18 protein-coding genes are annotated in these 19,583 nt (G+C 73.2%); 13 read left to right on the top strand and 5 right to left on the bottom strand.

Annotation, left to right across the window (positions count from 1 at the left end; all coding sequences use genetic code 11):
• Positions 1 to 6 precede the first annotated feature (6 nt).
• The 6 genes from M8542_RS25050 to M8542_RS25025 all read left to right on the top strand — a co-directional run bounded on the left by M8542_RS25050 (position 7) and on the right by M8542_RS25025 (position 3,879).
• Positions 7 to 312: an aminotransferase class IV gene (locus tag M8542_RS25050; protein ID WP_257922671.1), complete on the top strand. Its 306-nt coding sequence runs from the start codon at positions 7 to 9 to the stop codon at positions 310 to 312.
• Between the two features lie 19 nt (positions 313 to 331).
• Complete coding sequence (gene msrB / locus M8542_RS25045; RefSeq protein ID WP_257922670.1) at positions 332 to 769, top strand: peptide-methionine (R)-S-oxide reductase MsrB; 438 nt, start codon at positions 332 to 334, stop codon at positions 767 to 769.
• A 74-nt stretch (positions 770 to 843) separates the two neighbouring features.
• Positions 844 to 1,770: a TIGR04222 domain-containing membrane protein gene (locus M8542_RS25040; protein WP_257922669.1), complete on the top strand. Its 927-nt coding sequence runs from the start codon at positions 844 to 846 to the stop codon at positions 1,768 to 1,770.
• Between the two features lie 66 nt (positions 1,771 to 1,836).
• Complete coding sequence (locus M8542_RS25035) at positions 1,837 to 2,751, top strand: TIGR04222 domain-containing membrane protein (RefSeq protein ID WP_257922668.1); 915 nt, start codon at positions 1,837 to 1,839, stop codon at positions 2,749 to 2,751.
• Complete coding sequence (locus tag M8542_RS25030) at positions 2,744 to 3,544, top strand: MbnB/TglH/ChrH family RiPP precursor modification enzyme (protein ID WP_257922667.1); 801 nt, start codon at positions 2,744 to 2,746, stop codon at positions 3,542 to 3,544. The genes M8542_RS25035 and M8542_RS25030 overlap by 8 nt, the downstream gene beginning before the upstream one ends.
• Complete coding sequence (locus M8542_RS25025) at positions 3,541 to 3,879, top strand: SCO6045 C-terminal-like domain-containing protein (RefSeq protein WP_257922666.1); 339 nt, start codon at positions 3,541 to 3,543, stop codon at positions 3,877 to 3,879. Before M8542_RS25030 ends, M8542_RS25025 begins: the two co-directional genes overlap by 4 nt.
• 126 nt (positions 3,880 to 4,005) lie before the next feature.
• On the opposite strand, the gene M8542_RS25020 is transcribed toward M8542_RS25025, so the two are convergent.
• The 4 genes from M8542_RS25020 to hemE are packed head-to-tail and all read right to left on the bottom strand — an operon-like array spanning position 4,006 to position 8,565.
• On the bottom strand, positions 4,006 to 5,349 hold the full coding sequence (locus tag M8542_RS25020; protein ID WP_257922665.1) for a CoA transferase: 1,344 nt from the start codon (positions 5,347 to 5,349) through the stop codon (positions 4,006 to 4,008).
• Positions 5,349 to 6,041, bottom strand: a complete 693-nt coding sequence (hemQ, locus tag M8542_RS25015; RefSeq protein WP_257922664.1) for a hydrogen peroxide-dependent heme synthase — start codon at positions 6,039 to 6,041, stop codon at positions 5,349 to 5,351. The genes M8542_RS25020 and hemQ overlap by 1 nt, the downstream gene beginning before the upstream one ends.
• A 56-nt stretch (positions 6,042 to 6,097) precedes the next feature.
• Complete coding sequence (gene hemG / locus M8542_RS25010; RefSeq protein WP_257922663.1) at positions 6,098 to 7,498, bottom strand: protoporphyrinogen oxidase; 1,401 nt, start codon at positions 7,496 to 7,498, stop codon at positions 6,098 to 6,100.
• Positions 7,495 to 8,565, bottom strand: coding sequence for a uroporphyrinogen decarboxylase (gene hemE, locus M8542_RS25005; RefSeq protein WP_257922662.1), 1,071 nt, complete (start codon positions 8,563 to 8,565; stop codon positions 7,495 to 7,497). Before hemE ends, hemG begins: the two co-directional genes overlap by 4 nt.
• Before the next feature lie 88 nt (positions 8,566 to 8,653).
• Between hemE and M8542_RS25000 the strand changes: the two genes are divergently transcribed.
• The 3 genes from M8542_RS25000 to M8542_RS24990 all read left to right on the top strand — a co-directional run bounded on the left by M8542_RS25000 (position 8,654) and on the right by M8542_RS24990 (position 12,001).
• Entirely contained in the window at positions 8,654 to 9,217 is a 564-nt protein-coding gene (locus tag M8542_RS25000) for a DUF3000 domain-containing protein (protein ID WP_257922661.1), read from the top strand.
• A gap of 745 nt (positions 9,218 to 9,962) precedes the next feature.
• Positions 9,963 to 10,679 (top strand): response regulator, encoded by a 717-nt coding sequence (locus tag M8542_RS24995; protein WP_033261886.1) that lies wholly within the window; start codon positions 9,963 to 9,965, stop codon positions 10,677 to 10,679.
• A 98-nt stretch (positions 10,680 to 10,777) separates the two neighbouring features.
• Positions 10,778 to 12,001 (top strand): ribonuclease D, encoded by a 1,224-nt coding sequence (locus M8542_RS24990; RefSeq protein ID WP_257922717.1) that lies wholly within the window; start codon positions 10,778 to 10,780, stop codon positions 11,999 to 12,001.
• 94 nt (positions 12,002 to 12,095) lie between these two features.
• Here M8542_RS24990 and M8542_RS24985 read toward each other — a convergent pair whose 3' ends face one another.
• Complete coding sequence (locus tag M8542_RS24985; protein ID WP_257922660.1) at positions 12,096 to 12,758, bottom strand: TetR/AcrR family transcriptional regulator; 663 nt, start codon at positions 12,756 to 12,758, stop codon at positions 12,096 to 12,098.
• A gap of 238 nt (positions 12,759 to 12,996) precedes the next feature.
• Between M8542_RS24985 and M8542_RS24980 the strand changes: the two genes are divergently transcribed.
• From M8542_RS24980 to M8542_RS24965, 4 genes are read left to right on the top strand one after another with little or no spacing between them, the layout of a single operon-like run.
• A complete protein-coding gene (locus M8542_RS24980) occupies positions 12,997 to 13,830 on the top strand; it encodes an urea amidolyase associated protein UAAP1 (protein WP_257922659.1) in 834 nt (277 codons plus the stop codon).
• Positions 13,827 to 14,462, top strand: a complete 636-nt coding sequence (locus tag M8542_RS24975; protein WP_257922658.1) for an urea amidolyase associated protein UAAP2 — start codon at positions 13,827 to 13,829, stop codon at positions 14,460 to 14,462. Before M8542_RS24980 ends, M8542_RS24975 begins: the two co-directional genes overlap by 4 nt.
• Positions 14,459 to 17,986 carry an urea carboxylase gene (gene uca, locus M8542_RS24970; RefSeq protein WP_257922657.1) on the top strand — a complete coding sequence of 1,176 codons (3,528 nt, stop codon included), beginning with the start codon at positions 14,459 to 14,461 and terminating at the stop codon, positions 17,984 to 17,986. The genes M8542_RS24975 and uca overlap by 4 nt, the downstream gene beginning before the upstream one ends.
• Positions 17,983 to 19,572: an allophanate hydrolase gene (locus tag M8542_RS24965; protein ID WP_257922656.1), complete on the top strand. Its 1,590-nt coding sequence runs from the start codon at positions 17,983 to 17,985 to the stop codon at positions 19,570 to 19,572. Before uca ends, M8542_RS24965 begins: the two co-directional genes overlap by 4 nt.
• The last annotated feature ends 11 nt before the right edge of the window (positions 19,573 to 19,583 follow it).

Here is a 19,583-nt window from a genome sequence, read left to right as displayed (position 1 = left end):
GGGGGCATGGCCGAAAACGGAGCTTCGCTGCCGGGCCAGAATCCTCGCTTCCACGAGGACCTGGTCGGCCTGGACCCGTACGACCCGGAGGCGCGCGCGTTCGCCGAGCACCTCGACCGGATCGAGCGATCCGGGCCGAACTACACCATCGAAGCCGCGCTCGACGGCGTGGCCGACTTCGCCGACTCCAGCAACCGCCTCGGTGGCCTGCGGTACTGGGTTTCCGCCCTGATCGTCGTCCTCATCGTGCTCGGGGTGATTGTCGCCGCATGGGACATCGTGGTGCACGCCCTGGCGTGGCTCGCGGCGTAACGTGGAACGGGTGAAAGGTATGAAACCCGTTGTCGGCGCCACCCCCCGCGTCGTGAAGTCCGAGCAGGAATGGCGGGAAGAGCTGAGCCCGGAGGAGTACGCCGTGCTCCGCCAGGCCGGCACCGAACGGCCGTTCACCGGTGAGTACACCGACACGAAGACGACCGGCGTCTACGAGTGCCGCGCCTGCGGTGCGGAGCTGTTCCGCAGCGACACGAAGTTCGAGAGCCACTGCGGCTGGCCGTCGTTCTTCGACCCGGCCGACTCCGACGCCGTGCTGCTGCGCGAAGACCGGACCATGGGCATGAAGCGCATCGAGGTCCTCTGCGGCTCCTGCCACAGCCACCTCGGCCACGTCTTCGAGGGCGAGGGCTACGCCACGCCGACCGACCAGCGCTACTGCATCAACTCGATTTCGCTGAAACTGGTACCCCAGGCGTCGGAACCGACAGCCTAAATCCTCCTCAAGTCGACAACCTCCCGCCCTCTCTCGGCCGTAATCTCCGCACACGGACGAGGGAGGGCGGAGTCATGACCGACACGTGGGGCATTCCCGGACCGCTGTTCACGGGCCTCTACCTGGGCCTGCTGCTCCTGCCGGCGCTCTACGCCGGGGTGCGCGCACTCCTGCTGCGCCGCGGCCGCGCCGGCGGCGCGCCGCAGAGCGCCGAAGAACTCGCTTCGCTGACGGGCGGCCGCGTCCGCGTCGGCGAGGTCGTCGTCGCGAAGCTGCTGGAGCGGCAGATCGTGCGGATGGACGGCACCGGCCGGCTGTCCCGCGTGCGCGGCTCGGCGTCCGACGACCTGGGCCGCGCCGCGCTCCTGCGGATCGGCAAGCACGGCTCGTCGATCGACCGGGTGCGCACCGCGGTGTGGGAGCACCCGACGGCGGCCGAGCTGGAGACCGGGCTGGTCGCCCGCGGCCTGCTCGTCGACATCCGGCAGCTCCGGCGCACCTGGCTGAGCACCGCCGTCGCCTACTGGGCGCTGCTCGTGCTCGGCGTGGTCCGGCTGATCGCCGGGGCGTCGAGCGGGCACGCCGTCGGCTACCTGCTGGGCCTGCTGGTGCTGAACCTCGTCGCGGCCGGCTTCGCCACCGCGTTTGCCGCGAAAACACCCGTCGTGCAGGCCACCGCCGCCGGCCGGGCGGCCGCCGAGGAGGCGCGCCGCGCCGGGACGCTCGTGGCCGGGCCGGCCGGGGCCGTCGCGTCCGGCGGCCTTTCCGGGCACCCCGACAAGGACGTCCGCCTGGCGATCAGCCGGGCCACGCAGCAGTCGACCGCGCGGTACCACCGCACCCGGGCCCGGTCGCGGTGGGCGGGCGTCACCGGCGGCGGGGCCGTCGGCTACTACGGCGGCAGCTCGTGCGGCGGCGGCAGTTCTTGTGGTGGCGGCAGCTCCTGCAGTGGTGGGGGCGGCGGCTGCGGTGGCGGTGGCGGCGGGGGCTGCGGCGGTTGAAACGCCGACGCGAGCGTCCGCGTCTCACAGCTACGGTAACCGCAACTCACTGAGGGGAGACGGGCGATGGACGAACCCTGGGGCATCTCCGGACCGGATTTCGTGGTCCTCTACATCGCACTGCTCGGCGCGGTCCTGCTGCTGCGGCTCATCGTGGCCGGGGTCGTCGCGAGCCGCGCGCTCCGCTCGGGCCAGGAGCGGCCGGGGCCGCCGCCGACCGTCTACCAGCTCGCCTACCTGGCCGGCGGCCCGGACCGGGCGGTCGACGCGGCGATCGCGGCGCTGGTCGAGCGCGGACAGCTGCGCGTCAACAGCTACAAGCAAGTCAGCCAGGCCGGCGCGCGGCCGTCGGAACCGCTGGAGCAGGCGGTGTTCGACGCGGCCCAGCTGAAGACGACGGCGACGTTGCGCGGCCACGGCCGCCGGTCGGCCGCGATGCAGGCGCTGGAAGCGGGGCTCGACCAGCGGGGCCTGCTGGCGTCGGCGGCCGCCAAGCGCCAGTCCCGGACGTTCGGGCTCGTCCTGCAGCTCGCCGTGCTGGTGCTCGGCGTGGTGCGGCTGGTCAACGGCATCTCGCTGGGCCGCCCGGTCGGGGTCCTGGTGTTCCTGGTGCTGGTCGCGGCCGTGTTGACGATCGTCGCCGCGGTGCGGCGGTCGAAGACCGGTCCCCGGCAGCCGTCGGCGGCCGGGCAGCGGGTGCTCGGCCAGGCCCGGACCGCGGCGAGCGGACCGGTGCCGGCCGGCGCGCTGGCGGGCGGCGTCCTGCTCGGCGGCGCCGCGGCCGCGGTCGCGCTGGGTGGCTGGGCGATGTACCCGGACGAAGAGCTGAGCGCGGCGCTGATGCCGCCCACGGGCTCGTTCGGCGGCGGGGGCTCGTCGGGCGGGTCGTCGTGTTCGAGTTCGTCGTGCAGCAGTGGCTCGTCGTGCAGCAGCGGCTCCTCGTGTGGTTCGTCGTGCGGCGGGGGTGGTTGTGGTGGGTGAGCTCGGCATCGGGATCGGCTGGCGGCACGAGCTGGACCTGTCGATCGCGCGGCTGCCGGGGGTCGACTGGGTCGAGGTCGTGGCCGAGAACCTGCACCACGACCACCTCCCGGAGACGTTGGTGGCGTTGCGCAAGCGCGGGCTGCCGGTGCTGCCGCACGCGGTTTCGTTGTCGCTGGGCGGGGCCGAGCCGCTCGACACCGGGCGCGTCCAGCACCTCGCCGAGGTGGCGCGGGCCCTGGACGCGCCGCTGGTCAGCGACCACGTGTGCTTCGTGCGCGCGGGCGGGCTCGACTCGGGGCACCTGATGCCGCTCCCCCGCACGCGCGAGGCCCTCGACGTGCTGGTGGCGAACGTCCGCCTCGCTCAGTCCATTGTGGACGTCCCGCTGGCGCTGGAGAACATCGCGGCGGTGCTCGACTGGCCCGGCGCCGAGCTGACCGAGGAGCAGTTCCTGACGGAGCTGACCGAGCGAACGGACTGCCGGCTGATCATCGACGTCGCGAACCTGTACGCCAACGCCCGCAACATCGGCACGGACCCGGCGGCGTTCCTCGACGGCATCCCGTGGGAGCGGCTGGCGTACGTGCACATGGCGGGCGGCATCGAGCGCGACGGCGTCTACCACGACACGCACGCGCACCCGGTGCTGCCGGAAGTCCTCGCGCTGCTCACGGACCTGCGCCGCCGCACGGACCCACCGGGAGTCCTCCTGGAACGCGACGACGACTACCCGACCGACGACGAGCTGGCCGCGGAGCTGGCGGCGCTGCGCGCGGCGGTGACAGGGTGAGCCGCGAGGACCTGGCCGCGCAGCAAGCCGCACTGCTGCGGGCGTTGCTGGCTTCCGGCCCGGCACCGGAAGGTTTCGACCCCGCGCGGCTGCGGGTGGAGGCTTCGGTCCTGCGGCGGAAGCACGGGCGGGTGCTGGCTTATCAGCGCCCGGAGCTGGCCGAGGCGTTGGGTGAGCGGTTCGGGCCGTTGTTCGCGGAGTTCAACGCGGGGCGGCCGAAGCGGGACACCGAGCGGTCCGGGGCGTACGCCGACGAGTTCGTGACGTGGCTGATCGCGGGTGGGCACCTGCCGAAGCCTCGGCGGGGGCTGCGGGACCGCCTGCGCCGCCGCTAGTCCACAATCGGGCCAGGCTGTGGACAACTACGCCGGCTTCGCCTTTTTCGTCGGCTCCCGCCGGTAAACTGGAACAGGGACCGGCCCCCTGGGGTGGGTGGGTCGTGTTCGGGGCGGCTGCTTCGCTCAGGGCGTCCAGGTCGGCTTGTCGACACCCGGCACCCGGGTCCCGAACTCCCAGTGCGGCTCCGCTCCCGGCAGCCCGCCGGCCATCCGGACCCGCGTCAGCCGGCCGTACCCGCTGTCCACTTCCTCCAGCAGGTCGGCGAAGTCCACCGTGGCACCGGCAGGATTCTTGCGCCCCAGCGAATCCAGCCAGCGGCCGGTGCCCGCCAGTGACAGCCGGACCCGCCACGTGCCGCCCTCGGTCACCTGGCGGTGCAACGCCGTCATGATCGCCGCCGCCGTCAGCCAGCCCGTTGCGTGGTCCAGCGCCTGCACCGGCAGCGGTGACGGGTCGCCTTCGCCCGCGTACGCCATGCCGTTCGCCATCTGGACCAGGCTGTCGAACCCGCGCCGCCGCGCCCACGGGCCTTCCCAGCCGTACGCGCTCAAGTCCGCGATCACCAAGCCCGGCCGCAGCTCGGCCAGCTCCTCGGGACCGAACCCGATGCGCGCCAGCGCGCCCGGCCGGAACGACTGCACCAGCACGTCCGCACGGCTGATCAGCTTCTTCAGCCGCGCGCGGCCGCCCTCGGTGTCCAGCGCCACGAACGTCGAACGCTTGCCCTGCCCGGTGTCGCGCGCCAGGGCCTCGACCCGCGGGAGGTGCGCCGCGCCGACGTGCAGGACGTCGGCGCCGTGCGCCGCCAGCACCCGCCCGGCGACCGGGCCGGCCAGCACGTGGGTCAGCTCCAGGACCCGGACCCCGCCCAGCGGCCGGTCCGAGTAGAACAACGTCCGCTTCGGGGCGGAAGCGATCGGCGCAAGGTCCACCAGCGGCAGCGAAGCCACCGCCTCGCCCTGCGGGTGCGCCGCCCACTCGGAAGGCGAACGCAGCTCGGCCGCCGCTCCCCCGGCGGACACGACCGCGTGCTCGACCTCCCGCGCCACGCGTCCGGCGACGGCCTTGGTCACCGCGTCGCGGCTCCCGGGCACGCCGAGCCCCCAGCACACCGCCGCTTCGTGGCGCGGGTAGTTGCAGTGCAGGCGCACCCAGCCGTCGGCCGTGCGGTAGTTGCCCGACAACGGCGCCCAGACCGGCTCGGCCGCGACGCCCTCGACGCGTCCCAGCCCCTCGCTCGCGAACGCCGCCGCGGCGTGCCGCGTGTCCGCCGTGACGACGCCCGGCTCGATCCCGCGCAGCTTGAGCAGTTCCCCGGCCGCCAAGGTCGCGGCGGCCACGGAAGCGGTGGCGGCGGCCGCCACCCGGTACGGGCCCGGCAGCACGTCTTCGGCGCCGGTCAGCTCCACGGGCCCCGGCCGTGACCCGGTGAGGGCGTGCCAGACGCCCTCGACGACTTCGCGCACTACGGCAGCGCCGCGACGAGCTCGGCGGGCGGCACGCGGGTGCCGGTGTAGAACGGGACCTCTTCACGCACGTGCAGGCGGGCTTCGGTGCCGCGCAGGTGACGCATCAGGTCGACGATCCGGTGCAGCTCGTCGGCCTCGAAAGCGAGGATCCACTCGTAGTCGCCCAGCGCGAACGACGCGACGGTGTTGGCGCGCACGTCCGGGTAGTCGCGGGCTTCCTTGCCGTGGTCGGCGAGCATCTTGCGGCGGTCGGCGTCCGGCAGCAGGTACCACTCGTAGGACCGCACGAACGGGTAGACGCAGATGAACTTGCGCGCCTCTTCCCCGGCGAGGAAGGCCGGGATGTGGCTCTTGTTGAACTCGGCGGGCCGGTGCAGCGCGGTCTGGCTCCAGACCGGCGTCGACGCGCGGCCGAGCGGCGTCCGGCGGAACGCGGAGTACGCGGCCTGGACCTGCTCGATCTCCTCGGCGTGCCACCAGATCATGAAGTCGGCGTCGGCCCGCAGCGCGGAGACGTCGTAGACACCCCGGACGACGACGCCCTTGGCCTCGAGACCGTCGAAGAACTCCGCCGTCTCCCGGCCCGCGGCTCCGCGGTCCTCGCCCAGCCGGCCGGGCTCGATCCGGAAGACCGACCAGGTGGTGTAGCGGATGGTGTCGTTGAGCTCGTTGTAGTTGACCCGCGCCATGCTTCGATTCTGTCACCGCGACCACGCGACCGCTGCCACGGGTCGCGTGAGAGCACTCACGAAGAGAGGTGCGCGGCGATCCGGTGTGCGGCCGCCTCCGCGGTCGCCACGCAGGCGGGCAGCCCGACGCCGTGCAGCGTCGCGCCCGCCACCGCGAGCCCCGGCACCTCGGCGATCGCCTTCTCGATCCGCTCGACGCGCTCGAGGTGCCCGGTGCCGTACTGCGGCAGCCCGCCGCCCCAGCGCGTCACCAGCGTCTCGATCGGCGCGGCCGTGATCCCGGTCAGCCGCGCGAGGTCGTCGCGGACCACCCGGACCAGCTCGACGTCGTCGACCTGCAGCGGGCCCGGCTCGCCGAAGCGGCCGACCGACCCGCGGACCAGCACCGGGCCGGTCCCGAAGTGCGCCCACTTGCGCGAAGAGAACGTAAACGCCTTCGCCGCGTACGGAACGCCCGAAGCGTCCCGTTCGCCGTGCCCGATGAGGATCCCGGACGCCTCGGGCAGCCGGGTGCCGGGCGGCAGGGCCAGCGCCACCACGGCCATCGACGCCAGCTCGACCTCGCCGAACGCCGCCGACGCCGCGGGCACCAGCTCCGCCAGCAGCCGCCGGGCCGAGGGCGCGGGCACCGCGAGGACCACCGCGTCGGCTTCGACCGTGTTGTCCGCGGGCGCGTGGGCGGTCGGCGCGGCGCCGATCCGCAGCCGCCAGCCCGTGCCGTGCCGTTCGACGTCGCAGACGGGGAGCCCGGTGCGCAGCTCGGCGCCGGACAGTTCGGTGAGCCGGTCGATCACCGTGCCCAGGCCGCCGGGGACGGTGCCGAACACCGGCGCTGACGACGGGTTCGCCGGCAGTTGCGCCTGCGCGGCCGCGGTCAGCGAACCGGCGCCCGCGGCGACCGCGGCGGCCAGGCCGGGCATGGTCGCCCGCAGGCCGAGGCCGTCGGCCCCGCCCGCGTAGACGCCGCCGAGCAGCGGGTCGACGAGCCGGTCGACCAGCTCGTCGCCGAACCGCTCGCGCAGCAGCGGCCCGAGCGGCAGGTCCCCGCTCGGCAGCCGCAGTTCCGGCAGCGAGGTCTCGGCTTCGACGGCCCGGCGTCCGGCGTCCGACAGCACCCCGGCCACGGACTCGGCCGACGCCGGAACGCCCATGACGGTGCCCGGCGGCAGGCCGGTGACACCGCCGCCGGCGTGGATCTTCGCGCGCGCCTTGGTCGGGTTGACGACGTCGAGCCCCAGCTCCCGGACCAGCGCGAGCATCTCGGGGCGGCGGACGAGGAAGGCTTCCGCGCCGACGTCGTAGGGGACGCCGGCCAGCTCGGCCGTGCGCAGCTTGCCGCCCGGTGTCTTCGTCTTCTCGAACACGACGATCTCGGCGCTGTCGCCGAGCAGCCGCCGCAGCCGGTACGCCGCGGTCAGCCCGGACACGCCCCCGCCGACGACGGCGACGCGCTTCACAGCTCGTGCACCAGCCCGACCACGCGGGTCAGCACGTCCGGGTCGACGCCCGGCAGCACGCCGTGGCCGAGGTTGAAGATGTGGCCGTCGGCCGCGCGGCCTTCTTCGACGATCCGGCGGACCGCGGCTTCGAGGACCGGCCAATCCGCGTACAGCAGCGCCGGGTCGAGGTTGCCCTGCACCACGGCCTTGCCGCCGAGGCGCCGCACCGCTTCGTCCAGGGGGATGCGCCAGTCGACGCCGACGACGTCCGCGCCCGCGTCGCGCATCGCCGGCAGCAGTTCGCCGGTGCCGACGCCGAAGTGGATGCGCGGCACGCCGTAGGCGGCGACGCCGTCGAGGACCTTGGCCGAGTGCGGCAGGACGAACTCGCGGTAGTCCCGCTCGGACAACGCGCCGGCCCAGGAGTCGAACAGCTGGATGGCGTCGACGCCCGCGTCGAGCTGCGCGCGCAGGAACGTCAGCGCGATGTCGGCGAGCCGCCCGGCCAGCTCGTGCCAGAGCTGCGGCGACGAGTGCATCAGCGCCTTGGTGTGCTCGTGGTTGCGGCTCGGCCCGCCCTCGATGAGGTAGCTGGCCAGCGTGAACGGCGCGCCGGCGAAGCCGATCAGCGGCGTCTGGCCGAGGCGCTCGACCAGCAGCTTGACGCCGTCGGCGATCGGCTCGACCTGGGCGGTCGCCAGCTCGGGCAGCGCCTTCACGGCGGCGAGGTCGCGGATCGGCGCCGCGACCACCGGGCCGGTGCCGGGGACGATGTCGATGTCGACCCCGGCGGCCTTCAGCGGCACGACGATGTCGCTGAAGAGGATGGCCGCGTCGACGCCGTGCCGGCGCACCGGCTGCAGCGTGATCTCGGCGAGCATCTCGGGGTCGAAGCAGGCGTCGAGCATCGGGACGCCCTCGCGCAGCGCGCGGTACTCGGGCAGCGAGCGGCCGGCCTGGCGCATGAACCAGACGGGCGTGCGGGCCGGGCGTTCGCCGCGCGCGGCGGCCAGGAACGGGGCTTCGGGCAGCTCGCGGCGGCCGGACGGGGCGGCTTGCCGCGGCAGGGGCGTGGTCGATGACATCGCCGTCAATCGTGCCACGAGCCCGGGACGACCGTTCTCTCGGCGCGCCTGCGCCCGCAACGGGGCGTGGCCGCCCTAAAGTCGAAGCGTGACCGCGATGACGCCAGTGCCCGAACTCTTCCGTGAAGCAGTTGTGGCGCTGCAGTCCGTCCGGCCCCGCCGGGAGGTGCTGCTGGAGCCGATGCGGGCGCCGCAGCGGCTCGCGCCGTGGTCGTACGCGGTCAGCTGCGAGGTCTCCGGGCCCGCGGACGTGCTGGCCTCGGGCCGGCTGGTCCTGCTGCACGACCCGGACGGCCAGGAAGGCTGGGACGGCGTGCTGCGGCTGGTCATGTACGTGCGCGCGGAGCTGGACCGCGAGCTGGCGACGGACCCGTTTCTGCCGGCAGTGGGCTGGTCCTGGCTGACCGACGCGCTCGAGGTGTCCGGCGCGAGCTGGACGGCGCTGGGCGGCACGGTCACGGAGACGTCGTCGGCGCGGTTCGGCGACATCTCGGGCCCGGCCCGCACCGACGACCTGGAGCTGCGCGCGTCCTGGACGCCGTCCGACGCCGGGCTGCTGCCGCACGGCCAGGCGTTCTGCCAGGTGATGGCGAGCGTCGTGGGCCTGCCGCCGGTCGGCGTGACGCTCTTCGGGCAGCGTCAGAGCTCCTGACCCGCGGCCGTCCGGGCGATCATCGGCAACGGATCGGTAACGGCGACGCCGGCCGGCCGGGTCCCGGATCACCACCTTGTGCGGATGTGAGCAAAATTCACGTCCGCTGAACGCCGTCCAAACCAACGGGACCGCCCAGTCGGCCGCCTGAGCGCTCCGCTGGGCGTCGGAAATGGTCCGGACAACCACGGACCCCGGCGGACCACTCACAGCGTTCCTGAGGACCTTTCACGTCCGTCGGATGCCCCCGTTCGTGACGGGCCGTGGTCACGCACCGCAACAAGATCAACTTGCGGCGAGCGGCCGGATGAGCCCCTCCAGGGATACGGACAGTCACCGTTCCGGCCACCGGGAAGCCCGCGTGAAGCCGTTTCACGAAGTTGATCATGCCCCGGCCGGGGCCACATTCCGGCCCTCGGAGACCCCCATCCGGACCCTGGTCACTACGCGCACCGGAAGCTGCACACCTCATCTGCACGGCCATTTGGACGCCGGTAACTTCTTTGCATCGTGTTCGCTGGGCTATCCGTTAGCAACCGGCCGTGTACTAGCCCGATCGTGTTACTACGAACCCACTGAGTGACTGTTCGTTTGAGATAGATACCCATTCGATCCCCCCGCGAAGGGCTCAGGGCGGCTACAGTGCCTTCGACGACACCACTTTCGGTCTAAAGCTGGCGCGGCTGAACGGCCGAAGGTCCCGGTGCCGGTCGGGGGGCACGACCGACTCCAGGGAGGTAGTGACGTGGCTACCGTCGGCATTTCTCAGGCCGTCCGATCCACGCCAGCCGGCGCCTTGCCGGCGAGCATGGTTCCGCACCCGCGGGAAGAGCTTTTTTCGGTATTGGTGGTCGATGACCACCCGCTGTTGAGGGAGGCAATCGCAGCAAGACTCGCACAGATGGGTGCGGGGACCGTCCACGAGGCCGCCACGGTGGCCGAGGCGAGGGCGCGAGCACAGGCCACTGGGCCTTGTGACCTGGCGATCCTCGATCTCGGACTGCCGGACGGCAGCGGCATCGAGCTGGTTACGGAACTCCGTAGCCACGGCTGGCCGCGCGTGGTCGTACTCGCATCCTCGGACGACCCGTACGCGGTCCGCTCGGCCTTCCAGGCCGGGGCCCAGGCGTACCTGCTGAAGTCCGCGTCACCGGTCGTCGTGACCGATGGCGTGCGGCGCGTGCTCGAAGGCGGCGTTTACGCCGACCCGAGCGTGGCTCCGGTGCTGGCCACCGGGACCCGCGTCGCGGGCACCGACAACACCCCGCGCGAGCTGTCCGCTCGTGAGGTGGAGGTGCTCCAGCTGGTCGCCGACGGACAGTCCAACAAGGAGATCGGCGAGGAGCTTTCGCTCTCCGCTCTCACCGTCAAGTCCCACCTGTCCCGGATCGGGCGCAAGCTCGGCACGGGCGACCGGGCTCAGATGGTTGCGCTGGCCATGCGGGCCGGCGTCATCCGCTGACGCAGACGAACCTCCCTGCGGGGCGGGCGGACCAGGCGCGGTACGCCCGTCCCGTAGGGTCGTCGGTTATGGGAAGCACAGAGGCCGAGGACACCGGGATGGAGATCGAGTCCACGGGCGGCCCAGTGCTGCTACGCGAACCCGCCGAGGGCACGCCCCCGGTGATCACCGATTCACACGCGCTCGCCGAAGCGTGCGCGAGACTCGCCGCGGGCACCGGCGCGGTCGCCGTCGACACCGAACGAGCGTCCGGCTACCGGTACTGGCCCAAGGCCTACCTCGTGCAGCTGCGCCGCGAGGGTTCCGGCACGGTGCTGATCGACCCGATCGCACTGGCCGAAGACCTCCAGCCGCTGCGCGACGTCCTCAACGACCTGGAGTGGGTGCTGCACGCCGCCTCCCAGGACCTCCCCTGCCTCGCCGAGCTGGACCTGCGCCCGGCGGCGCTGTTCGACACCGAGCTGGCCGGCCGGCTGGCGGGCTACGAACGCGTGGCGCTGGGGACCCTCGTCGAGCTGTTGCTCGGCTACACCCTCGAGAAGGGGCACAGCGCGGCGGACTGGTCGAAGCGGCCGCTGCCGGTCGACTGGCTGAACTACGCCGCCCTCGACGTCGAGCTGCTCGTCCAGCTGCGGGAAAAGCTGGAAGCGGAGCTGGGCGCCCAGGGCAAGCTGGAGTGGGCGCAGCAGGAGTTCGAAAACGTGCGGCTGGCCCCGCCGCCCGCCCCGCGCGCCGAGCCGTGGCGCCGGACGTCGGGTGTGCACAAGATCCGCAACCCGCGGGGGCTGGCGGCGGTCCGCGAGCTGTGGCAGGCCCGCGACGAGCTGGCCCGCAAGCGCGACCGCGCGCCGAGCCGCATCCTGCCCGACAGCGCGATCATCAACGCCGTCACGGCGGACCCGAAGACGGTGGAGGACCTGCAGGCGCTCCCGGTGTTCAGCGGGCGGGTCCAGCGCAAGTACACGGCGAGCTGGCTGCGGCACCTGCAGGCGGCCCGCGCGCTCCCGGCGTCGGAGCTGCCGTCCCCGTCCCAGGCGACGGACGGCCCGCCCCCGGTGAACCGCTGGGCGGACAAGGACCCGGACGCGGCGGCTCGCCTGTCGGCGGCCCGCGCGGCCCTGACGGCGATCGCGGAGGACCGCCGGCTGCCGGTGGAGAACCTGCTGCTGCCGGACCTGGTGCGGCGCACCTGCTGGCGGCCCCCGGCGGAGACGGACGAAGAAGCGGTGGCGACGGTGCTGCGGGCGGGCGGCGCCCGGCCGTGGCAGGTGGAGCTGACGGTCACGGCACTGAGCAAAGCTCTCCAGACCACGGCTTCCTGACGGCTCGCCAGCGCCCCAATGTGGCCTTCGGTGCGTCCAACGCACCCAATGTGGCCTTCGGTGCGTCTGACGCAACCAAGGCCACATTGGGGCGCTAGTCCGTGAGCGATGCCAAAAGTGCGTGTGCCTCGTTCCGCAGCGCCTCCGAAGGCTCCACCGCCACGAGCCGGACGACGCCGTCCGCGCCCTCGCGGACGTGGGCCTCGACGTCCAGTCCCGGGTCGTCGCGGCGGATCACCGCGATGCTCTCCACCAACCCGAACACCAGATCCGTCCTGATCCCCGCGGCCGACGCCGCGATTCCCGACGCCGCCACCAGCCGGCCGTAAGCCGCCTTCAGGTCCGCGCGCTCGGCCCGGAACCGGGCGAGGTTCGGCGAGGCGACCTCCGGCAGCAGGTACAGCGCGCCCAGGTTGTGGCGGGCTCCGCCCAGCAACCCGATGTCCGCGTACGCCAGCGCCCACAACCGGACCGCCGCCGCAGCCGAACCCGCCACCAGGCGGGCCGCCACGTCCAGCGACGGGCGGACCGTCTCGGCGAGCAACGCCGCCAGGATGTCTTCCTTCGCCGGGAAGTGGTAGTACAGCGACGCCTGGCGCAGCCCCGCGCGTTCGGCGATCGCGCGGGTCGTCGTCGCCGCGTAGCCGGCTCCGGTGAACAGCTCCCCCGCCGCGTCCAGCACTGCCTGACGCGCGTCCGGCCGGTTCGCCGCCGCGCCGCTCGCCCTGGGCCTCCCGACCCCCGCCCCTTTGACCACGGCGATGATCTTGCCAGTCCCGGGCCCGGCTGTCGCCGTTCACGAGGCGGAAACGCCCGCGGAATCCGCCCGACTCACCCGCACCCTAATTTCGGTCCGGCGACAGAAAACGGTCGTCCCGGTGGTCGGTGATCCACATTCCACCCGGTCAGCGCTACTCCCGACCCCCGTTCTTGCCGGTAGAGTGCGGCGGCTGCGCTCCGCTCCCGCCCTCATCCACGTCTGAGAGAGGACGTCCATGAGCACCACCGCCACCCCCTACGGCGCCCGCGACCACGCCCGGGCCCAGGCCGGCACCGTGGTCGAAACCATGCCGTCGATCCCGGCGAGCACGTGGCCGGCACCGCCGCCCGGCGTCACCCGCGAGGCGCTGACCTGGGCCGAGACCGTCGCCGGGGGCGGGTACACGCACAAGGTGCTCGCCCGCGGCACCCGGCTGCGGCTCACCGACGTCGAGGGCGACGCCTGCGCGCACGTGCTGCTGTTCAACGCGGACCAGCCCTGGGAGCGGCTCAACGTCGCGGACACCGTGAAGGTGCAGTGGAACGCCTACCTCGGCGAGAAGGTGGCGTTGCTGTCGGACCAGGGCCGCGTGCTCGCCACGATCGTCGCGGACTCCAGCGGGCGCCACGACGCGCTGTGCGGGACGTCCACTGTGGACGCGAACACCGAGCGCTACGGCGACGGCGCTCCGCAGGGCCACTCCCCCGCCGGGCTGCCGCTGTTCACCTTGGCCGCGGCCAAGCACGGCCTCGGGCCACGGGACCTGCCGCCGAGCCTGTCGTTCTTCCAGGGCGTGCGGGTCCAGCCCGAAGGCGGCCTCGACTTCGCCGGCTCCGCGGGCGCCGGGAAGTCCGTCGACCTGCGGCTCGAGCTGCCCTCGATCGTGCTCGTCGCCAACGTGCCGCACCCGGTCGACCCGCGGCCGGACTACACCGTGACCAACCTCGAAGTCCTCGCCTGGCGCGACCAGCCATCCACTCCGGACAGTCCGGAGTGGACGCACTCGCCGGAGACCCGGCGGGCCTTCGAGAACACCGCCGACTACCTGAGCGCCCGGGGGATCGCATGAGCACGGCCTACCAGTCCGAACTGGAGCTGACCTTCGACGTGCCCGCGCGGGCGCCGTTCTCGACCGTCCTGAAGCGCGGCAGCGAGCTGGCGATCATCGACCTCGGCGGCAACCAGGCCGTCGACTTCCTCTGTTACGACGCGAAGGACACGGCCAAGCGCTACAGCGCCGCGGCGACGATCGCCGCGCAGCGCAGCATCTTCCTCACCACGGGCAGCATCCTGCGCACCCAGGAGGGCGCGCCGCTGCTGACCGTGGTCGCCGACACCTGCGGCCGCCACGACACACTCGGCGGCGCGTGCAGCAAGGAGTCCAACAGCCTCCGCTACGGCCAGCACACCCGGTTCCAGCACGCCTGTGTCGAGAACTTCCTCCTCGAGGGCGCGAAGTGGGGACTGGGCAAGCGCGACCTGGTCAGCAACGTCAACTGGTACATGAACGTGCCGGTCGAAGCGGACGGCACACTCGGCATCGTCGACGGGATCTCCGCGCCGGGCCTGGAAGTCCGGCTGCGCGCCGAGACCGACGTCCTCGTGCTCGTGTCGAACTGCCCGCAGATCAACAACCCCTGCAACGGCTTCGACCCGACGCCGGTCCGCATGGTCGTGACGTCCCCCGGAGGCGGCGAGTGAGGCTGCTCGTCGCCAACCGCGGCGAGATCGCGGTCCGGATCCTGCGCACCGCCCGGCAGCTGGGCCTCGAAACCGTCGCCGTGCACTCCGACGCCGACCGCCTCGCCCCGCACGTGCGGCTCGCCGACCGGGCCGTGCGGCTCGGCCCGGCGCCCGCCGCCGAAAGCTACCTGCGCGCCGACGCGATCGTCGCGGCCGCACTCGACACCAGCTGCGACGCCGTCCACCCCGGCTACGGGTTCCTGTCCGAAGACGCGGCGTTCGCGCGGGCCTGCGAGGACGCCGGGCTCGCGTTCGCCGGGCCGTCGCCCGAGCACCTGGCGGTGTTCGGCAGCAAGCACACCGCGCGCGAGGCGGCGGTCGCGGCCGGCGTGCCGCTGCTGGCCGGCACCGGTCTGCTGTCCGATGTGGACGAGGCGGCGGCGCGTGCCGCGGAGCTCGGTTACCCCGTGATGCTCAAGGCGACCGGGGGCGGCGGCGGGATCGGGATGCGCGCGTGCGCGACGCCACGCGAACTGAGCGAAGCGTGGGACACCGTCCGCGCCGTGGCGGCCAAGAGCTTCGCGAACTCCGGGATCTTCCTCGAACGGCTGGTGCGGCGCGCCCGGCACGTCGAGGTCCAGGTCTTCGGCGACGGCTTCGGCGAGGTGCTGGCGCTGGGCACGCGCGACTGCTCGCTGCAACGACGCCACCAGAAGGTCGTCGAGGAGTGCCCGGCGCCGGACCTGCCCGACGCCGTCCGCAAGCAGCTCGTCGACTCGGCCGTCGCGCTGTGTTCGTCGGTGCGCTACCGCTCGGCGGGCACGGTCGAGTACGTCTACGACCCCGAGCGCGAGGAGGCGGCGTTCCTCGAGGTCAACACGCGGCTGCAGGTCGAGCACCCGGTCACCGAGGCGGTCTACGGCGTCGACCTGGTCGCCTGGATGCTGCGGCTGGCCCAGGGCGACCGCGCCATGTTCCGCGCGGTGCCGGTGCCGCGCGGGCACGCCGTGGAAGCGCGGGTGTACGCCGAAGACCCGAGCGCCGGGCATCGGCCGAGCGCAGGCCTGGTCACCCGCGTGACGCTGCCCGAAGACGTCCGCGTGGACACCTGGGTCGAGCCGGGCACGACCGTCACCACGCACTACGACCCGTTGCTGGCCAAGGTGATCTGCACCGGCGCCGATCGCGAAACCGCTCTCGCACGCCTGCGGGAAGCGCTCGCGACCACCCGGGTCGACGGCGTGCGGACCAACCTCGGGCAGCTGCGCGCGGCCGCCGCCGACGCGGCGTTCGCGGCGGTCATCCACGACACGTCCACTTTGGACACGATCGAAGACGGCGAACCGCGGATCGACGTCGTCCGCGGCGGGACGATGACCACCGTGCAGGACTGGCCAGGCCGCACCGGCTTCTGGCCCGTCGGCGTCCCGCCGAGCGGCCCGATGGACGACCGCTCGCTGCGCCTGGGGAACCTCGCGCTCGGCAACCCGGAAGGCGCCGCCGGTCTGGAGTGCACTGTGGACGGCGTGACGCTGCGGTTCTCGCACGCCACCCACGTGTGCGTCACCGGCGCGCCCACGACGGCGCTCGTCAACGGCACCCAGGTTCCCTTGTGGACTCCGGTCGAAGTGCCCGCGGGAAGCACGCTCGACGTCCGCGCCTGCACGGCCGGGCTGCGCAGCTACGTCCTGGTCCGCGGCGGGGTCGACGTGCCGGAGTTCCTCGGCAGCGCGGCGACGTTCACCCTGGGCCGGTTCGGCGGGCACGGCGGCCGCGCGCTCGCCGCGGGCGACGTCCTGCAGCCCGGCCCCGAGCCCGCGGACCCCGTCGTCGGCCCGGTGCCCGACCGGCCGGCGTTTGCGCCACAGTGGACGATCGGCGCACTCGAAGGCCCGCACGCGGCGCCGGAGTTCTTCACACCTGAAGACATCGACACGTTCTACGCCACCGACTGGCAGGTGCACTTCAACTCCGCGCGCACCGGCGTCCGGCTCGTCGGCCCGCGGCCGGACTGGGCGCGGGCCGACGGCGGCGAGGCCGGTCTGCACCCGTCGAACATCCACGACACGCCGTACGCGATCGGCGCCGTCGACTACACCGGCGACCTGCCGATCCTGCTCGGTCCGGACGGACCCAGCCTCGGCGGGTTCGTCTGCCCGGCGACGGTCGCCACCGGTGAGCGGTGGAAGCTCGGGCAGCTGCGGCCGGGCGACACCGTGCGGTTCGTGCCGATCGAGGCCGACCACGCGGCCGCGCTGCGGGCCCGGCCCGCGTCGGTGGTCGAGCCGAGCCGGGCCGCGCGCGACGACGGCGGTGTCCTCGCGCGACTGTCCGCTTCGGACGACGAGCCCTCGGTCACCTACCGCCGCAGCGGGGACGACAACCTGCTCGTCGAGTACGGCGAGATGAAGCTCGACCTGGCGCTGCGGATGCGGGTGCACGCGCTCGGGGAGCGGCTGGCGGCCGAGGGGGTGCCGGGGATCGTCGACCTGACACCGGGCATCCGGTCGCTGCAGGTGCACGTCGACCCGGACGCACTGCCGGTCGGCAAGGCACTCGGCCTGGTGCGCGAGCTCGAGCGCGACCTGCCCCCGACCGCGGCGCTGGAGGTGCCGAGCCGCAGCGTGCGGCTGCCGCTGTCGTGGGACGACCCGGCGACGCGCGAGGCGATCGAGCGGTACATGACCGGCGTGCGCGACGACGCGCCGTGGTGCCCGTGGAACATCGAGTTCATCCGGCGGGTCAACGGATTGTCCTCTGTGGACGACGTCCACCGGACGGTGTTCGACGCGCAGTACCTGGTGCTGGGCCTCGGCGACGTCTACCTCGGCGCGCCGGTGGCAACCCCGCTGGACCCGCGCCACCGGCTGGTGACGACGAAGTACAACCCGGCGCGGACGTGGACCGCGGAGAACTCGGTCGGCATCGGCGGCGCCTACCTCTGCATCTACGGCATGGAGGGGCCGGGCGGCTACCAGTTCGTCGGGCGGACGGTCCAGGTGTGGAACAGCTGGCACGGCGGGGACCAGCCGTGGAACCTGCGGTTCTTCGACCGGATCTCCTGGTACCCCGTGTCGGCGGAGGAACTCCTCGAACTGCGGGCGCGCAGTTCGTCCGGGCAGCTGCCACTGGACACCACGGACGGCACCTTCAAACTGGCCGAGTACCAAAAGTTCCTGGCGGACAACGCGGACAGCATCGCCGGGTTCCGCGCGACGCAGGCGGCGGCGTTCGAGGCGGAACGGCGGGCGTGGGCCGCGGCCGGCGAGTTCGATCCCAAGCCGGAGCCGGTGACGCGGCCGCCGAAGCGGGTCGAGGCGCCGCCGGGCGGGCACGTCGTCGAGGCGCCGTTCGCGGCCACGGTGTGGCGGGTGGACGTCGCGGCGGGCGAGCGCGTCGAGGACGCGCAGTCGCTGGTGACACTGGAAGCGATGAAGACGGAGGCGCGGATCCCCGCTCCGGCCGGCGGTGAGGTGGTCGAAGTGCTCGTGTCCCCCGGTGACCAGGTCGCCCCCGGCACGCCGTTGGTGGTGCTGGGATGACCGCGATCGAAGAGCGCGTCCGGGCCGCGTACCGGCGGATCGAGCAGGTGGACCGGCCGGAGATCTGGATCGGCCTCCGGCCGGAAGCCGAGGTGCTCGCCGAAGCCGCCGCACTCCGGGAGCACGGGCTGCCGCTCTACGGAAAGGTGGTGGCGGTCAAGGGCAACATCGACGTCGCGGGCCTGCCGACGACGGCGGGCTGTCCGGCCTACGCGTACCAGCCCGAGGCGGACGCGCCGGTCGTCGCGCGGCTTCGGGCGGCCGGGGCGCTGGTGCTCGGCACGACGAACCTGGACCAGTTCGCGACCGGTCTGGTCGGGACGCGCAGCCCGTACGGCGCGGTGCGCAACGCCGTCGACCCGGCGTACGTCTCGGGCGGGTCCAGCTCGGGCTCGGCGGTGGCGGTCGCGCTGGGGATCGTGGACCTGGCGCTGGGCACCGACACCGCGGGGTCCGGGCGGGTGCCGGCGGCCTACAACGGGATCGTCGGCCTCAAGCCGACGCCCGGGCTGCTGCCGACCGAGGGGGTCGTCCCGGCTTGCGCGAGCATCGACTGCGTGTCGTTGTTCGCGCGGACGGTGGAAGAGGCGTCGTTCGCGTTGACCTGCCTGACCGAGCCGGCGCAAGTCCACACGGGACGGTTTCGCCTCGGCGTGCCGACCGAGCCGGGCCCGTTGGCGCCGGGCTGGGCCGAGGCGTTCGAATCCACCGTCGCGGCCTACGCGGCGGCCGGCGCCGAAGTGACCACTGTAGACATATCGGCTTTCCTGGAGGCGGCGCACCTGTTGTACGGCGGGGCGTTCGTCGCCGAGCGGTACACCGCGGTCGGCGAGTTCCTGGAAGCGCATCCCGACGAGGTCGACCCGGTGGTGCACGGCATCATCACCGGCGCCCGCGACATCCCCGCCCACCGGCTGTTCGCGGATCAACGGACGCTGGCCAAGCTGCGAGCCGAGGCGTTGGCCGTCCTGTCCGGCGTCGACGCGCTGCTGGTCCCGACGACGACCGAGCACCCCACCCTGGCCGAGGTCGCCGCCGACCCGGTGGCGGTCAACGCGCGGCTGGGCCGGTTCACCAACTCCACCAACCTCTTCGGGCTGCCGGCGCTGGCGGTCCCGGCGGGCACGGTGGCCGGCCGCCCGTTCGGCGTCATGCTGGTCGGTGCCCCGCACGACGACCTGAAGCTGGCCGCACTGGCCGGGCTGTGCGGCGAGCGGGTCCAGCTGGTCGTCGTCGGCGCGCACCTGCGCGGGCAACCGCTGAACCACGAGCTGACCTCGCGCGGCGGGCGGTTCGTCGCTTCGGTTTCGACGTCGACGTACTACCGGTTGTACGCGCTGGACACCGTGCCGCCGAAACCAGGGCTGGTGCGGGTCGCGGCCGGCGGTGTCGCGATCGCCGCGGAGGTGTGGGAGCTGCCGGTCCGCGGCTTCGGCGAGTTCGTGGCCCGGGTGCCGGCGCCGCTGGTGATCGGCAAGGTGCAGCTGGCCGACCGCTGGGTGTCCGGCTTCCTGTGCGAACCGGCGGCGATCGAAGGCGCGGAAGACATTTCGGCGAAGGGCGGCTGGCTGGCGCACTTGGGATAAATCGGGTGCGT

Origin of the sequence: Amycolatopsis iheyensis, from assembly GCF_024703995.1 — a bacterium.
Classification (GTDB): Bacteria; Actinomycetota; Actinomycetes; order Mycobacteriales; family Pseudonocardiaceae; genus Amycolatopsis; species Amycolatopsis iheyensis.
This window is presented reverse-complemented; position numbering and strand designations above follow the sequence as displayed.

What these genes read in the sequence shown, in the direction of transcription:
- M8542_RS25050 (WP_257922671.1), top strand. Translation starts at nt 7, where the DNA reads ATGGCCGAAAACGGAGCTTCGCTGCCGGGCCAGAATCCTCGCTTCCAC.
- msrB (WP_257922670.1), top strand. Translation starts at nt 332, where the DNA reads ATGAAACCCGTTGTCGGCGCCACCCCCCGCGTCGTGAAGTCCGAGCAG.
- M8542_RS25040 (WP_257922669.1), top strand. Translation starts at nt 844, where the DNA reads ATGACCGACACGTGGGGCATTCCCGGACCGCTGTTCACGGGCCTCTAC.
- M8542_RS25035 (WP_257922668.1), top strand. Translation starts at nt 1,837, where the DNA reads ATGGACGAACCCTGGGGCATCTCCGGACCGGATTTCGTGGTCCTCTAC.
- hemQ (WP_257922664.1), bottom strand. Translation starts at nt 6,041, where the DNA reads ATGGCGCGGGTCAACTACAACGAGCTCAACGACACCATCCGCTACACC.
- hemE (WP_257922662.1), bottom strand. Translation starts at nt 8,565, where the DNA reads ATGTCATCGACCACGCCCCTGCCGCGGCAAGCCGCCCCGTCCGGCCGC.
- M8542_RS24990 (WP_257922717.1), top strand. Translation starts at nt 10,778, where the DNA reads ATGGAGATCGAGTCCACGGGCGGCCCAGTGCTGCTACGCGAACCCGCC.
- M8542_RS24980 (WP_257922659.1), top strand. Translation starts at nt 12,997, where the DNA reads ATGAGCACCACCGCCACCCCCTACGGCGCCCGCGACCACGCCCGGGCC.
- M8542_RS24975 (WP_257922658.1), top strand. Translation starts at nt 13,827, where the DNA reads ATGAGCACGGCCTACCAGTCCGAACTGGAGCTGACCTTCGACGTGCCC.
- M8542_RS24965 (WP_257922656.1), top strand. Translation starts at nt 17,983, where the DNA reads ATGACCGCGATCGAAGAGCGCGTCCGGGCCGCGTACCGGCGGATCGAG.